Here is a 15,573-nt window from a genome sequence, read left to right on the forward strand (position 1 = left end):
CCGGTGTCACTTCGCCGCGGCGCGGCGGCCGCGAGTGGCTGCCGCAGGGCGCCAGTTGCGAAGATCGTCGTCGGTCAGGCCGTGCTCGCCCTGCTTCGTCTGGCGGTACCCGGCGAAGAAGTCCGCCGGAGAGCCGCTGTACGCCATGTCGAACTCGCCATGCCACTGATACAGCCACGGCTGGAGCTCCAGCAGACCCGCAAGGAACGGCGTGATCTCCTCCGTCGACAGCGCCTGGTTGGTGAAGTACGTGGCCACCGCCTGCGCCTGCTCGCGATGATCCCAGCCCGCCCACCCGTACAGCTCCGGGGTGGCGGTGTTCGTCGGGGCGTAGGAGATGAACCGCTCCTTCGGCACGTCCAGCTTGCCGCGCGCCTTCCAGTAAGAGGGGCGAAGGAAGTCGGCCAAGTCGTACTTCGGCGGCACGGGGATCCTGTCGCGGACCTTGCTCTTGGCCATCTCGTCGGGCGCAGCGTCCTCTTGACGCTGGAGGTCCCACACCTCCTCCCAATCGGCGCGCTTCTTCAAGCCCGAAGGTTTGTAGCGCAGAGCAGAAATGAACGGCACGTGCTCGTCGGAAAGCAGTTCAGCAACGACCATCGGAAGGTCCTTGCGGGGCGAGTAGAGATTGGCGACGGAGACAAATTCCTCGTCGCGCGAAAGAGCGTCCGTGAGCCGGGAGAGGGTAACGAGTGCGGGCAAATCGTTCTCGTCATACCAATGGTTCCGGCTCCCAATCCGGTCGAGCAGCCAAGATTGGAGTGCCTTTTCCTGGAGCGCGTCCCAGCCCTCGGTTGCCCAGCGACGCTTGTACTCCGGGCGCTCGACCATGCCGATCGCACGGGACGACTCGATGACATCAATGCGCTTCTGGACGATCTCGCGGTAGGAAGCGGGCCAGTTGGCTGGAATCTCGGTAGTGGGGGTGGACTTGTGCTGCTTGAACCATTCTTCGGAAGCTTCCCCCGCAGCAACCCGGCGCGCGAGCACAATCTCAAACGCACGCTGCCCAAGAGCGATCTCAGGGATCGCGATAGAATCAGGATCTTCGGCAACGCGTAGATCGTGTGGACAAAGATTATAGAGGAAGTAAACTTGCCAATCCAGTTCCTCCTGCAATGCAATCATCCGCGCATAGATCGACATCCATTTTCTTCGGGCCTCACGGAGGGCCGTAGCCGTAGGGGCACTAGAGGCAGCAACAACGGCAGGGCTTGCTTCGGTCAATCTCCCCGCAAGTGAGTCCAAAGAACTAGCGAGACCCATTGGGAAACCTGAGGGAAGTGGCAGCTTCGCTACGTTAGTTCCAGTGAATTCATAAACCCAGGACCAAGGCTTATCGGACTGTCCGCCACCAGACTCAGGGCTTCCCCCCTTGGGATGGCTTACCTGCTTAAGCCAAAATCCAGCTGTCGAGCTATTGAGCAGTCCCAGCAGACGGAGATGTTGATCCCCGTCCGCTCCGACGTGCAATTTAATCACTGGCGCCGTCTGCTTGAAAAGCGACTCCCCTCGGTCAAGGACAAACTGACCATGAGACGAGTCGCGCGCAAAAGAAATAACCCATGCGTGGGCGCCCTCATCCTTAGGGAGCTGGTGCCACTCCCACCAAGCCCTCCCCGCCGAGTAATAGGTACCACCAGAAAACGTGGCGCGACTTCCCAGCTCGGTTCGGTAAGGCCACAGCGCCGGTGAACCGGCTATCTCCGAGGTCAAACTGAGCAGGGCCCGGTCTTTCGAGTAGGGGTAGAAGGCGAGATTCTCAGTGGTAGCACGCCAGTCGCGTACCCCACCTCCGGAAATTACCGGGCGCAGCAACCCATCCAGAATTCCCCGCCAAGCTCGCTTGGGACGAATCATCACATCATCTGCAGCCGTCATTCCCACATACCCGAACCGCTTGGCCTGATGCTTCAGGATGATCGATGAGTTGGCACCTATAGTCTCGTTCAGCTCAAGTCCCCCATCAGCTAGGATCCATGGCTGTTTGGCGAAGTAGCGTCCTCGATCAAGGTCGTCAACGGATACCCAGGGACTGATCGATCGCGGATTGTCGACCTGATTGACGATGGCGCGCCAAACAAATCCCTCTTCCGCGACCTGAGGGGTCTTGGGCTCACCCTGAATACTTCTCACCGTGCGGATCGTGGGCGAGCGGTCGGGACCCTCACGCCTCTTGCCGATTAGGATAACGGTTGGAGTACCGTGCTCCGGAATGTAGGCACCTGAGGTGTCAATCACCTCCGTGAGCTCGACCTTGTGCGCAAAGTAGTCCTCGATCAGCTTCGCCCCGAACTCGCGCCTCATGAATGAGTTCGCTGTAATCTGCCCAACCATTCCGTAGCCACAACCCCGGCCGTTGCCACGTTTGGCCAACTCGAAGAAGCGTTGAGCGAACGGCACCGATAGCGCATAGGTTCCGCTGCACGCGTCGTACAGATCCCTGTACAGGGAATTAAGATTCTTATCCTTTACTGTGATGTATGGCGGGTTCCCGACCACGACATGGTATCGTCCCTCCTGCAAAATCCGGGGATGGTCATGCAGGTCCTCCGTTGTGTACGCGAACGCCGCCAGTTCGTCCTCGCCTTCGATCTCATCGAAGAGTCCAAACTGCCGTGTCTTCATGAGCGAATCACCCACCGCGAGGTGAATTGGCCACTGATACTTCGTTGCATCCGCCATGCTCCGCACGCCGCTCGCCGCCATCGCGGCAACCAGCAGACGGAACCGGGCAATCGCGACCGCGAACGGGTTCAGGTCCACCCCGTGCACTGAGTCCAGCGCGGCGCGCACCCGCTCGTGCACGTCACGCCCGGGCTGGCCCTCACCCCACAGCCTCACGAGCCGACGAAAGGCGCCCAGCACGAAGTGGCCTGACCCGCAGGTGGGGTCGATCATCTTCAGGTCCTCGTAGCCGAACTCGCGGACTGCCGGGTCCATCGTGCGATCGAGGATGAACTCCTCTACGAACTCCGGGGTCTGAAGGAGCGCGTACGTTTTCCGGGCGGACTTGCTCAGGTCCTGGTACAGGTCGCCCAGGAAGCGCGTGTCCCAGCCCTTTGTGCCGTCTTCGTTCAGCGGGTCCGTGAAGTCGTGGACGAGCGTGCCGGCCTCGTTCCTTCCGCGCCAAAACTCGACCAGTTCGCGTGCGCCGTCGTGGGACAGTGGGATCTGGTACAGCGGGTTGTGGCCGCTGTCGAACAGCAGTCGGCCCGCCTGCCCCTCGCCCAGCTCTGTGAAAGCTCGTCGCAGCCACCCGCGATACGTCGGGTCGTCGTCCACCTCCACGTACGCCTCGTACCGGGCCTCTGCCAGTTCGCGGCGGTTGCCGTCCGCGCCCGTCAGGTACGGCTCCGGGATCAGCCGGTTGTCCTCGCAGAACCGGACGAACACCGTTCCCAGGACCCACGCCACCGCGACCTGGGTGACCCGTTCATCGAGCCACGCATTCCACGTCGCCGCTGTTCGGCCCAGCTTGCGGGCCTGCTCGTACTCGGCCTTCAGACGCGCTCCGACCTCGGCGACGGCCTTCACCTGCCGTGCGAGGTCGGTTTCGACCGCCTTGACCTGCTGCTTCAGGTCATCTAACAGAGCCTTGCGGTCGATCACTTCGCGTCTCCTTCGGCACTGACAATGAACTCGCCGGACGCCGCGCGGTGGGCGTTGCCCACCCAGGTGTCCGGAAGCTGTATCCACTCGCCCAGGCCGGCCTGGTACGGCACGGCTGTCTGCCCGAGACGTGGCTCTCGCGAGGGGTCGGCCTGCGGGACGAGCAGCCACAGGCCGCGCCCGCCCTGACGCGCCGCTTCGGCCAGCCGGTCCAGGACGCCCATGGCGTCGTAGCGCGCGAACACTCCGGCTTCCGTGAGCAGCACCGGGCCGCTCCCAGAATTCGCCCCCGAGGCGAGCGGTTTACGTATCCGAGGTTCGACGGCGCCCCAGGCGGTGCGTGCGTACTCTGCGAACTTCAGGGCGCCGCGCGATCCGGGTTCGGCCACGTCCGCCTTGAGCAGCGTCTCCCAGGTGGGTTTCGTGCCTGGCGCAACCAGCCCGTGCATGGACTGCAGGAATAGCTCGGTCACGGAGACGATGAAGGCCCCGAGGCGGTCGCCGCCCAGCTCCCGTATTGCGTCCCGCGCAAGCTGCTGGCGCACGGTCAGCACGCGGTAGCCGTCCCGCCGCGCTGACGCGAGCAGCCGCTCTTCGGCGCGGACCGCACCGGCCAGTTGCGGGTCGTCCGCGTAGCGCGTCACGGTACCGTCTTGCGTGGACTGCCGCCAGGCTCCGCTCGTCAGGTAGCTGGAGGCATGGTCCATGCGCGTCGGCAGGTAGCGCAGTGTCTTGGTGTCCTCGCGCGTGGACAGGGACAGGTCGAAGCCCGCGTCGCGTAGCGCCTTGGTCAGCGGGCCGTCCGTCGGCAGGCCGTGCTGCAGGCCGCCCTTCCCGTCAGGGACGACCAGCTCGGGGAAGCGCGCCCGGACCCGTTCGTGGACGTCCTGGCCGGTCAGGCCGGGCTGGCGTCCCTCGGGGACGCCGGGGATGAGCGGCACGAGGCCCGCCTGTGTGAGTCGCAGCGCCCGTACCAGGGACAGGTCGCGCGGATACACCTCAAGGCGGGGGGTGGCCGCCGCGTTGAGGGAGGCGGCGGCGGCCAGCTGGACCATGCGCCGCTCGTCCCACTCGATCGCGCCGGGCGGCACGGTCAGCACGCCGAGCTCGGCCAGGACCGTCGAGGCGGTCGGCAGGGTGTCGAGCTTGGCCAGCCGGTCCGCTGTCTTCCCCAGGCGCATCGCGTAGTCGAGGAGGCCCGGGGCGGTCGGTGTGTCCGGTCCGTCGTCCTGTCGGACGTCCAGGGCCAGCAGGCCCGCGCCGAGGGACTCCTCGGTCGCCTTGCGGTTGGGCTGGTGCTGGAACTCGGCCTCTTCCGGGTCCAGTTCCTCGACCTCGACCATGCCCCGTACCGCGGCCAGGGCCAGTGCGCGCCGCTGCTCGCGCTCGGTGAGCTGGGTGCCGCGCCGGACTGCCAGCGCGTCCGCGATCTCGAGAGCAGACGCGACCCTTCCCATGTCGGCCAGCAACTCCAGGATCTCCTCGCGTAGCGCCTGGAGGGCCGGGTGGTCCTTCCAGCGCTTGCGCTCCTCCTTGAGCATCTGCGAGATCCGGCCGGCGCTCAGGCCCAGGGTCACCGCGACGTCCTTTGCGTGGGGCCAGACACCGATGTCTGGCAGGACGCCGTGCTCGTCGGGCAGGCGCAGCAGCAGCCGCACCATCTCGGCCTTGTTGCGGTTGGAGCCGTTGTTGTTGATCGCCGGGACGAAGATCGTGGCGAGGGTGTCGAGGCTGAGGGAGCGCAGGGTCCGTGCCGACAAGCCGCCCGCGGCGTTACTGGTGGCGTGGTCGCCGGTGAGGGCGGGCTCGGCGGCGGTCAGCTGCTCCAGTTCCTCCTTCGCGTCGGCTCGTCCCTTCGGGGTGAGCGGCGAGGCGGGGACCTGGCGCAGCTTTTCGCCCCACTCGCGCTGTCGCCGTTGGACCTCGTTGCGGGTCTTGGCGCCGAGGCCTGGGGCGTTGACGAGTTTGCGGCGGCTGTAGTCGAGCAGCTCGCCGACCGTCGTCACGCCGAGGCCGTAGAGGAAGGACTCGGCGGCGCCGGTGAGACCTGCCACCGACAGAGGGGTGCCCCTGGTGACCTCTGCGGCGAGCCGGTCGCGCTGCTGCTCGGCGGTCTCCGGCTCGGCCTCGGCAATGGCTGCCGCGGTCGACTCGTCCGCGGATTCCGGGTGGCGGCTGCGGTGGCTGGACGGCACGGTCTGGGATGCGTCGAGGAAGATCTTCTTCCAGGCGTCCCGCATGTGTTTGAGTTCGGGGTAGCGCTTGGTCGCGTCCCGGTGGAGGGCCTTGTGGAAGAAGGCGGCGAGCCCGTCGCGGACGGCCGGGTCGAATGCCTCGGCGGCGATCGTCGGGAACGGCCACTTCTTGTGGTCCGTCATGCGCGGCAGGACGGAGCCGTCGCCCCATTTGGGGAGCTCGCCCGATGCCATCTGGTGCAGGGTGACGGCCACCGCGTAGCGCTCGGCGTGGGAGTCGTAGGACCCGCGCGTGATGATGTCGACGAAGGGGTCGAGGTAGCCCTCGGTGCCTGCGTCGATGTTCTTCGCCGGGTATCCGGCGAGCGAGAAGTCGATGAGGACCAGCTCGCGGGTGCGGTTGGGCCGGATGCGGATGGCAATGTTGTCCGGCTTGATGTCGCGGTGCCAGACGCCCTCGCCTTCCAGGAAGTCGACGGCGCCGAAGAGGTAGTCGCCGTACGCCTCTAGCTGGTCGACCGGAAGGCGTCCGCTGTCGCGGAGCTGCCGGGCGACCGTCTCCTGGCGGCGCCGCGAACGTGAACTTCCCTCCCCCGCCTCGCCGTTGTCGTCGCGCTCGTCGCCGACGTACTCCAGCGCGAGAACCGTACGACCGCAGATGTCCAGCGGTTCGGGCTCGACGAGGCGGATGATGCGCGAGTCGGGGCGCAACCGCCCCATCACCTCGGCCTCGTGGAGGAGGATCTCGCCTCGCCTGTCGGACAGCGCGACCTTGAGTACCGCCAGCGGGCGGGTCTTCTTCGCCTCAGCTTTGAGGTCGCGGACGAGGAAGGCGCGGCTGGTGGAGCCGGTGCCCAGGCGGCGGCGGACCTCCCAGCGGCCGGCCAGCACATCGCCGGCGACGGCTTCGAGGGGATCCTTCTCCGGTGCGTCGCCGGCGTGGGGTACCTCGGGGTCGGCGGGTGCCGGAGCGGTGAGGGAGTCCTCGACGAGCTCCAGCATCTCCAGGAACTCGGCCACCGTGGACAGGCGCTGCTGCGGCCGATAGGCCGTGGCGGCCTGCACCAGCTCGTCGATGTCCTCGGACAGGCCGTCCACCAGGGAGCTGGGACGCAGCCCCTCCCCCGCCTCCAGGCGGACCAGCAGCTCGGCCTGGCTGGCGGCCGGGGCCCTGCCCGTGACCAGCAGATAGGTGAGGACGCCGAGTCCGTAGACGTCCAGGTACACCGGATCGGCGTTGCGGGCGGTCAGCTCGGGCGCAAGGTACGCGTCCGAGCCCTCGGCCAGGTGCATCGCCGACAGCGCCGTCGGTGCGAACCGTGTCGCGCTTTGGCCTTGGGACGAGTCGCTGCTGCGCTGGGTGGCGATCTGCCAGTCGGAGATCTGCAGGTGCGGGGTGAGCCAGGCGGCCTCGTCACCTACGGCCTTCCCCTGACGGCCCCGGGGGCGGGGCATCACGTGCACGGAGCGGGCAGCCAGCGCGCGGTGGTGGATGCGGCTGGAGTGCGCCGACCGCATGGTCTCGGCGAGCTGCCGCACCAGCGCCATCCGGCTGAGTATGTCCAGCTTGTCCCCGTACTGAACCAGGTACTCATCCAGCTTCAGGGTCTGCGGGTGGTGGTCGAAGATCAGCGCGGGGCCGGCGGAGTGCCCGGAGGGGTCGTACTGCTTGAGCTGGACGACGCCGGGGTGGCGGAAGCGGCGCAGGACCGCGGCCTCACGCCGGGCGGCATTCTCAACGGACTGCCGGATCGAGGCGTCCGAGCCGCGTTCCCGCAAGTAGATGCGGACACGGGCCAGCTCGGGCAGCTCGCTGTGGCGGGCCAGGTAGTCCGCCCAGGTCGGTCCGGAGTCGAATGCCTTCCGCTCCAGTTCGTAAGGGCCGACCTTGTACTCGGCGTCGCTGCGGCGGATCCCGATCCGGTCCAGCGCAGCCTTGATCTCGCGGGAGCCGGTCGCGGTGATCCGGCGCCGCTCGTCGCGCGGCGGCTGCTTGAGCAGCTCGACCAGCTGGTGGACGGTGTACACGCCGTTGTGGTCATGGGCCGGCAGATGCACCCGCAGCGAGTTGTCGGTGAAGCAGACCGCCTCACCAACCCACACCCGCTTGCCGTTCTGCCCCAGCAGACCGGCCAGCTCCTTGGCCTTCTTGTTCACCAGATGCAGCGGGTTGCCGTGCGTGCGGCGGTGGCCGCCGGGCGTGGTCTGTACCCACGTGCCGTTCTCGGAAATGACCGAGCCGTGCCAGTCCTTCAACTCGACCAAGCACACGCCGCCGGGCGCGACGACCAGCAGGTCCACCTCACGCACATGCCCGGTGTTCGCGGTGAACGTGAAGTTCGACCAAGCCCGCCACGGATCGGCGTCCGGCAACTCCCCCCGGATCGCCTCCAGGCCCCGGCGCTCGTGGTCGAACTCGGACTCGGTGACCGTCGTCCACCGGCCTTCCCGCATCAGCTGCCCCTGCTCATCGATCCCTCGGGGCTGCTGTTCCAGATGACCGGTCCCCCCGCCTCAAATCCTAATATCCGAACGGGAGTTGAGGAGACCCCGACGCGAGACGGAAGCACCAGACGTTCAGTCCGCGCGGCAGGAGCTCCCCTGCCTCCCGCCGCTCGGGCAGGCTCCGCCGTCGTCGGTGCCAGAAGGAGGGAGCGTACCCGTTTCAGCGTATGCAAAGCTGTTGGGTGCCGTGAGGGGCCTTTGGCCCGGCGTTCTTCACATTGCTCTACTTCACCGATCAAGCGCTGCCGACTGTGCCAGGGCCGCGCGCATCGATCCTCGACGGAGTGCTGGCCAGCGTGCCGCGCGCCAGACGGTGTTCAGTCCCCGTGGGAGCGGGGGCGTGGCAGCCAGCGCATGTCGAGGGCTTGGAGCGCGTCGAGCTGCTCCCGGGTCAGTGCCCCCGGAGCTCGTCGCTTGTCGGCGATCCATCTGCCGAGCAGGAACCTGGGGCCGTCCTGGCGGCAGGCGTACGCGAAGGGGACGTCGAGGTGCTGGTGAGCGCGCCAGAAGGTACGTGCTGCGCGCAGGCCGCGGGCGAAAGCCCATTCCGAGGCGCCCCGGGGGCGGCGGAGCAGGAGGGCGAGGGGGTGCTGGAGCGGGAGGGCGCCGAGAAGGTTGTGCTGGTTCGGGTGCAGGGAGGGCAGGGCATCGATCTGCTGGTCGAGCCAGCGTGTGAGGGGGCTGTCGTCACCGTCGGGCCGCAGGTCGGGAAAGGCGAGATCGCCTTTGCGGGCTGCGGCCAGGGCCTTGGTGTAGGCGCGGTTCCATGAGCTGTGCCAGCGGGCGTTCCACCAGGGATAGATCTCGTTGAGGGCGCGGTGGTAGCAGAAGGGGAGAGTGCGCTCGCGTGCTTCTTTGCGGCGCTCGGCGACCCAGCGGCCGAGGTGGATGCCGCCGTGGCGTTCGTCGGTGCGTGGTGCGAGGTGTCCGTGGCGGGCGGTGTACTCACGGGCGACCTGGAGCGTGTACTCGATGCTGTGCCGTGGGTGTTCCCAGGTCATGCCGAGGGTGTCGAGGGCGTTGATGCGTTCGGGTAGGAGCATGTGGTTCTGGCGCAGGGAACGTTGCTGGCCGATCCACCAGCCGAGGTAGAAGCGGTCGGCGCCCAGGTGGCGGCTGGGGACGTCGAGGTGGCCGTGCTCGGCGTGGAAGCGTTCGGCGCTTTCGAAGCCGTGTTCCCACACCTTGTTGGGCGGGGAGGCGTGGGTGAGGCCGAGGAGAGGGATGATCTCGTCGGCGCGTTCAGGGCGTGCGGCGATGTGGGGGCGGTCGGCATCGTCGTCGTGCCGCAGGTATTCGACGCGGTGGAAGACGTGCTCGTCGTAGACGCTGAGGGCGATCATGACCTGGTAGAGCAGGTGGAACGGGGTCCTTTTGGTGCCTTCGCCGAGGTCTTCGCCCGGGGCGATGTAGACGGGGACGATGATCCGGGAGATCTTGCCGTCTCCGGGTGTCTGGCGCAGGGCGCGGCCGACGGCCTGGACGATCTCGACGGAGCTGGTCTTGGGGTCGGCGAAGAGGATGGAGTCGATGGTGGGGATGTCGACGCCTTCGGTGTAGCAGCGGCAGTTGGTCAGGACCGCGCGTCGCGGGGGTGTTCGCGTGGGCTGGGTGTGCAGGGGCGTGGCGACGAAGTTTTCGGTGGCCCGGTGGCGTTCGAAAGGACTCTGGCGGGAGTTGACCGTGCAGACCTGGAGGGGTGCCTGCGTGGTGGCCGGCATGAGCGCGGCGGTCTCGTGCAGGGTCTCGGCGAAGGTGGTCGCGGCTGCCACGAAGGTGTGGAAGGTCAGGGTGCGTCTGAGGTCGTAGCGGTGTTGGGCGCGTAGCAGCGCGACTTGAGCGGCAGCGACGCGAAGCCCTTCGGCGGTCTGCGTGCTGGTGGTGTGCCGGTTCAGGATGCGGCGCAGGTCTTCGTCGGTGATCTCTACGGCGACGATCTCGTAGTCGGCCAGCAGCCCCTGGTCGATGGCCTCGGCGAGAGAGATGCGGTAGACGACCGGGCCGTACAGGCTCAGGTCGTCCATGGACGCGATCTCGCACTCGGGCGCCGGACGCAGACCACGGCTGACCGCTTCATGATCGAAGATGCGGGGGGTCGCGGTCATGTAGAGGCGGTGATGGGCGGGGAGGGCGTCGTTGCTGTGGATGATCGCCCATGTCTTGCCGAGGTTGCCCGCGGAGCGGTGGGCCTCGTCGGAGATGAGCACGTCCCATCGCGGCAGATGGAGGTCGCGGTGTGCGGCCTCGATCTTTTTCAGTGAAGCGTAGGTGCTGAACACGTTCACCGGGCCGTCGGCACGTGCGCTTGCGGCCTCGGCGGCCAGGTGCTCCGGGGTGTGGACCATGGTGAGGACGCTGCGCAGGTCAGGCTCTTCGGGCGCGGGCAGTGAGCAGACTCCGAGGTAGCGGCCGCGGCGGCCTTCCCGGCGCCAGACGGCTGCTGTCTGCTCCAGCAGTTTCAGTGTCGGCATGACCACCAGGGCGTTGCCGTGGGGGGCTGTTTCCTGGACGGTGTTGAGGCCGACGAGGGTCTTGCCGGTTCCGGTGGCCATGGTGACCGTGACGCGCGGAGTGCCCTGGGCGAAGCTGGTCACGCAGGAGTCCACGGCGATCTCCTGGTGTCCCCTCAGCGGGGTTCTCAGGCCGTTGGCGGTCAGCGTGGCCACGGTCTGTACCTCCTGATGGGGTGCGGCGCGGTGCGGTTGCCCTTGATCACAGGGTGGAAGGGCATCTCAGGAGCGTGCCGGGGCCTTTGAGGTGGTTCACCGGAACGAGTGATGAGGGTCTTGACTGGCCGCTTTGGAGCTGGCGATGGTGCGGTGACGGCGTCTGGAGTGAAGGGGAGAGCGGTGCTGGACATCCCCGTTGTGTACGGTCCGCGCCGGCCGCTGCCGCTGTCGGCGCCGTACCTTGTCGGCGAGTCGACGGGCTCGTTCGTGAACCGGCTCGCCCACCGCAACGGGATGGAGCTCCACGAGTTCCTCGACCGTGTCGGCCAGGGAAAAGCGTCGGAGGATCCTGCACGGGTCGGAAAGTACCCCCCGTACACCGAGATGTATGTGAACGCCGCAGGCCTGCGCTACCTGGCCGTTCTGACGGGCCAGCCGGAGGCGCTCCTGCAGCGGACACTGCCCAGCCTCGCCGATCAGCACCTGCTGCCCGGCACGGACGAGGCAGTGTGGAAATGGCCATGGGAACCGTCCGAAGGGCACGTCGTGCGCAGCTGCACGCTGTGCGCCCAAGACCGCGGGGTCGCAGAGCCGGCATGGCTGATGTCGCCGGACAGCTGGCGGGTGTGCCCGCGCCACCTTCGCTGGACGGATGACTCCCGAAGCGATGCCCCCGCCTTCGTAGAGCTGGCGGAGCTGCCGGAGACCGTCCACGCGCACCGGCAGCGGCAGCAACTGCGGCGGCGGTTCGGGCCGGCGGGCGAGGAGCTGTTCGCCGACGCCTTCCAGGCCGCTATCCACTGGTGGACGAGCATGCCGGACACGACACGCTGGGTGCGGCGGGCACAGTCTGCCAAGCTGGAAGCCCGCGCGATGAGGACGGCGCCGCTGGTGGTCTACCCCGAAGCGGCAGCGCTCGCGCTGGCCATGCTGCGGTTCGAACAGGACGGGAAGCGTGACCCGGCGGGGCGCGCCCGGTGGCTGGCCGGTATGCAGCAGCTGATGGACAGGTGGGAGGTGGACTTCGGGACCGGGAAGCAGCCCTTGCTGGCGTGGCTGGAGCTCCATAGTCAGGCGGCGCTGCCCGCCCGAGCCCACTCCCCCGGCCGTCGCCGTCTGACGCTGGCTCTGGGACACAACCGCATCGCCACCCGGACCGGCTCGCTGGACAGGCGCTCCTGCCTGCCCTGGCAACTGGGCATGGCAGCCGCCGAACTGTAGATCTGGTCGGGGCGTCACGTGCGTGCTCGATGTCAAGAGCATGTTCCTCGTTCGGGTGACACAAGCAGCCGTTCTGGCGGGCCGCCACCGGCACAGCGTCACGCTGGTGGTCGGTCGCGTAGGAGGTGCTGGTGAAGGTCGTCGTGGGGGCGGCACCGGGAAACCGGCGCCGCGGCAGGTGGTAGGCGCCGTGAGCGCGGTGGTGGACTCCGGCGGCCTGCCAGACGAGGCGGTGCCGGGCGCGGGGCAGGATGTCGTGGCCCTGTACCGGGAGCCGTATGGGCCGGTGCACTCGTCCGGCGCGACCGGGCTTCGGGGGGTGGCGTTGGAGGAGTTCGGGCCGGTGAGCGAGCCGGTGCCCTACCGGGGCCGCAGGGGCATCATCACCTACTGGCCGGTGGCGACCCGAGAGCAGACGGTGGTGTGCGGCAGTCTGCGGCAGTGGCGGCTGGCAGTGGAGCTCGACTTCGAGCCGGTCTGGGTGGCGTTCAGTGCCGGCCCGGTGGAACTGCGGTGGCGGGCGGGCGGCCGCCTTCGCCGGTGGCGCCCGGATTTCCTGGCGCGCACGGCCGATGGCGTGCGTGAGGTGCTGGTGTTGAAGCCGCCCGGCCAGGAGAGCCTGCCCGTGTCGAGGCTTCAGGTGATCGAGGAGGTGGCGCGGACAGCCGGGTGGCAGGTGCGACAGGTGCGTGAGCCGTCAGGACTGCGCGGGCGCAACCTGGGGTGGCTGGCCGGCTACCGGTTTCCCACGGGCGACGAGGAGGGCCAAGGGCGAGCACTGCTGGAGGCGTTCAGGGCACCGACGGGTCTGCGGGCCGGGGTAGCGGCAAGCGGGCTGGACGAGCTGACGGGGCTGGACCTCGCTTACCGGATGCTCTGGCAGCGGCGGCTGCTGTTCGACATCACGCAGCCCCTACTGCCCGATGCCGTGGCCTGGACGGCCTGAAGGACAGGGAGGGGCGCATGGCGAGATCGGGTGAGGGCCGGCTTGCGGGCTCGCTATCCATCGAGGCGCGAGTGCGCTGGCAGGAGCGTGAGTGGGAGGTGCTGGAGTGGCAGGGGCCGCAGGTCACGCTGGTACCACAGGACGGCGAGGAAACGCCCCGGGCGGTGTCGTACCGGTGGCTGGTCGGCGCGGACGACTTCGCTGTCCTCAGCGGCGGCGGGGCGCCGGCCGCGGATGGCACGGCTCTTGAGGGGTGGGGGCGGCAGCAGGACCGGGAGGAAGAAGCCGCGCGGTGGCAGGGGCGCATGGTGGAGATCGACACCGGTCTGGCACCGGGCCGGAGCGAGCATGAGCGGGGATTCGGGCCAGGGACGACGCTGGCCCAGCGATGCGCCGCAATGTCGGCGCGGCTGGCCGCCGAGGGTATCCGCTATTCCGCCCACACCCTCGCCGACAAGCGGCGCAAGTGGAAAGCAGCCGGGGAGAACCCGGTCGTCCTGCTGCCCGGGCCACGGAAGGGACGGCCGGGTGGCTTCACCGACCCGCAGTGCCTGGCCGCCATACAGGAGGTGGTGGCCCGGCGCGCGCACGAGTCGGATGTGACCATCGACGTGATCCGCGAGGAGGTCGAGGATCTGCTGCACGCGCGCTACGACAAGGAACTCGGCGATCCGGCCGCCGTGGCGGCCCTGCTGCCCTCCCGGTCCACCTTCTACCTGCGGATGAAGGAGTCCGGCCTGGCCGATGTCCTGGATCGGCCGACGCGGGCCCGGGCCGCACTGGCCTCCACCCCGCCCCTGCCGCACGGCGGACGCGAGGCAGTACTGCGGCCTGGACAGGTCACCCAGGTCGACACCACGCCGCTGCGGATCCTGGCCCGCGGCGACGACGGCCGGCCCACCGCCACCGAGATGTCCTCACTGATCGACGTGGCCACCCACAGCATGTGCGCGCTGATGATCACGCCCAGTCGCCCCCGGGACGCCGAGAACGGACACGCAGGCCGGGCGACCCGGGCGATCGACCTGACCCTGATGCTGGCCCAGGCTCTCGCGCCCTGGCCGGTGATGCCCGGCTGGGACCCGCTCAGCGCGGCCGCCGCCTCCAGCCTGCCGTTCGGGGCGCTGCGCGCGGCGGACGAACGGTTCACCGAGGCCACCGCCGCCCGCCCGGTCATCCGCCCCGAACTAATCATCTACGACCAGGGCAGCCCCTACGTCAGCGAGCACTTCACCGAGGTCTGCGACCGGCTGCGCATCGCCCGCCGCCCGGCGCGCAAGAGAACCGCGCCCGACAAGCCGCTCGTCGAGCACTTCTTCATCACCCTCGCGCACCGCTTCAGCCAGCACGTGCGGCACGGCTGGCAGGGCCGCAGCCACAAGAAGCGCGGCCGCGGCATCGAGCGGATGCCGCTGTACACGATTGCCGAGCTCCAGCAGATGGCCCAGGAGTGGGTGGCACTGGAGTACCAGCAGACCCCCGATGCGGGGCTGCGCGACCCGTTCCGGCCCCACATGGTGCTGTCACCCAACGACATGTACGCCGTCCAGGTGGCCCGCAGCGGCTACCGGGCCGTGCCGCTCTCCCCCACCCAGAACCGCTTCTTCCTGCTGTCGCAGTGGGTCACCCCCGGCAAGGGCGGCTTCATGATCGACTATCGGACCTATCAGCCCGTCGCGCAGGACGCCGGGCACTACCGGGAGATCCTCCTGCGCGGCGGCTCGAAGCTGCCCGGCCGAGCGAACCGGTGGGAATGCCGCTTCAACCCCTACCGTCCCGAGCGGGTGTGGCTCTACGACCATGCGGCGGGCACCTGGGTCACGTGCGACTTCCGGCTGCGGCACCTGCTGCACGACCCGTGGACCGCGGACATGTGGCAGGAACACGCCGAGCAGCACCGTGCGGCCGGCGGCAGCGAGCAGGACGAGGAGGCGATCGCCCTGGCCCTGGCCCAGCGCGACCGGCGCCGCCGCAGCCGCAAGCCGCCACCGAAGCGCACAGCAGCCGAACCACCCTTCCAGGGCCTGGAGTTGGAGACCGAACAACCCTCCCACGACCCCTACGCGGACCTGGAGGAGTTCGACCTGTCAACCCTGCGTCCCTACCCGGCGCTGCCCATCTCTCCTCTGGCTCCCCCGCCCGCGCCCGCCCCGCCGGCGCTGCCCGCCGGCACGGGCGGCGCGGACCAGCCGTCGGACAACGGGCAGGCCCGGCATCCGCTGGCAGCGCTCTTCCCCGACGACGACGACGGCAGCCCGCCGGACGCCCCCACGGCCGAAACACCGGCAGTTGCCTACGAGGTCGTCGAGGCGGAACTCCTCGACGACCTCGATCCGGACGGTGATGACGGTGCCGAGGACGACGTATGGGAGATGTAGGCGGCCGGCGCAGGGGCCGTGGACGACGCGGCCGTGTGCCGGCCCCG

The 15,573-nt window shown here is 68.4% G+C and carries 6 protein-coding genes; 3 read left to right on the forward strand and 3 right to left on the reverse strand.

Annotation, left to right across the window (positions count from 1 at the left end):
* Nucleotides 1-6: 6 nt before the first annotated feature.
* The 3 genes from pglX to AB0M29_RS36525 form a co-directional block, all read right to left on the reverse strand.
* Entirely contained in the window at nucleotides 7-3,612 is a 3,606-nt protein-coding gene (gene pglX, locus AB0M29_RS36515; protein WP_365390888.1) for a BREX-2 system adenine-specific DNA-methyltransferase PglX, read from the reverse strand.
* On the reverse strand, nucleotides 3,609-8,261 hold the full coding sequence (gene pglW, locus AB0M29_RS36520) for a BREX system serine/threonine kinase PglW (protein WP_365390890.1): 4,653 nt from the start codon (nucleotides 8,259-8,261) through the stop codon (nucleotides 3,609-3,611). The genes pglX and pglW overlap by 4 nt, the downstream gene beginning before the upstream one ends.
* A 368-nt stretch (nucleotides 8,262-8,629) precedes the next feature.
* Nucleotides 8,630-10,978, reverse strand: coding sequence for a Helicase associated domain protein (locus AB0M29_RS36525; protein ID WP_365390892.1), 2,349 nt, complete (start codon nucleotides 10,976-10,978; stop codon nucleotides 8,630-8,632).
* Nucleotides 10,979-11,161: 183 nt separating this feature from the next.
* Between AB0M29_RS36525 and AB0M29_RS36530 the strand changes: the two genes are divergently transcribed.
* From AB0M29_RS36530 to AB0M29_RS36540, 3 genes are all read left to right on the forward strand, one after another.
* Nucleotides 11,162-12,202, forward strand: a complete 1,041-nt coding sequence (locus AB0M29_RS36530) for a TniQ family protein (protein ID WP_365390894.1) — start codon at nucleotides 11,162-11,164, stop codon at nucleotides 12,200-12,202.
* Nucleotides 12,203-12,392: 190 nt separating this feature from the next.
* Entirely contained in the window at nucleotides 12,393-13,148 is a 756-nt protein-coding gene (locus AB0M29_RS36535; RefSeq protein WP_365390896.1) for a TnsA-like heteromeric transposase endonuclease subunit, read from the forward strand.
* Nucleotides 13,149-13,165: 17 nt separating this feature from the next.
* Entirely contained in the window at nucleotides 13,166-15,526 is a 2,361-nt protein-coding gene (locus tag AB0M29_RS36540) for a transposase (protein ID WP_365390898.1), read from the forward strand.
* The last annotated feature ends 47 nt before the right edge of the window (nucleotides 15,527-15,573 follow it).

Source organism: Streptomyces sp. NPDC051976 (assembly GCF_040680795.1).
In the GTDB taxonomy this organism is placed as follows: Bacteria; Actinomycetota; Actinomycetes; order Streptomycetales; family Streptomycetaceae; genus Actinacidiphila.

What these genes read in the sequence shown, in the direction of transcription:
- AB0M29_RS36540 (WP_365390898.1), top strand. Translation starts at nt 13,166, where the DNA reads ATGGCGAGATCGGGTGAGGGCCGGCTTGCGGGCTCGCTATCCATCGAG.
- pglW (WP_365390890.1), bottom strand. Translation starts at nt 8,261, where the DNA reads ATGCGGGAAGGCCGGTGGACGACGGTCACCGAGTCCGAGTTCGACCAC.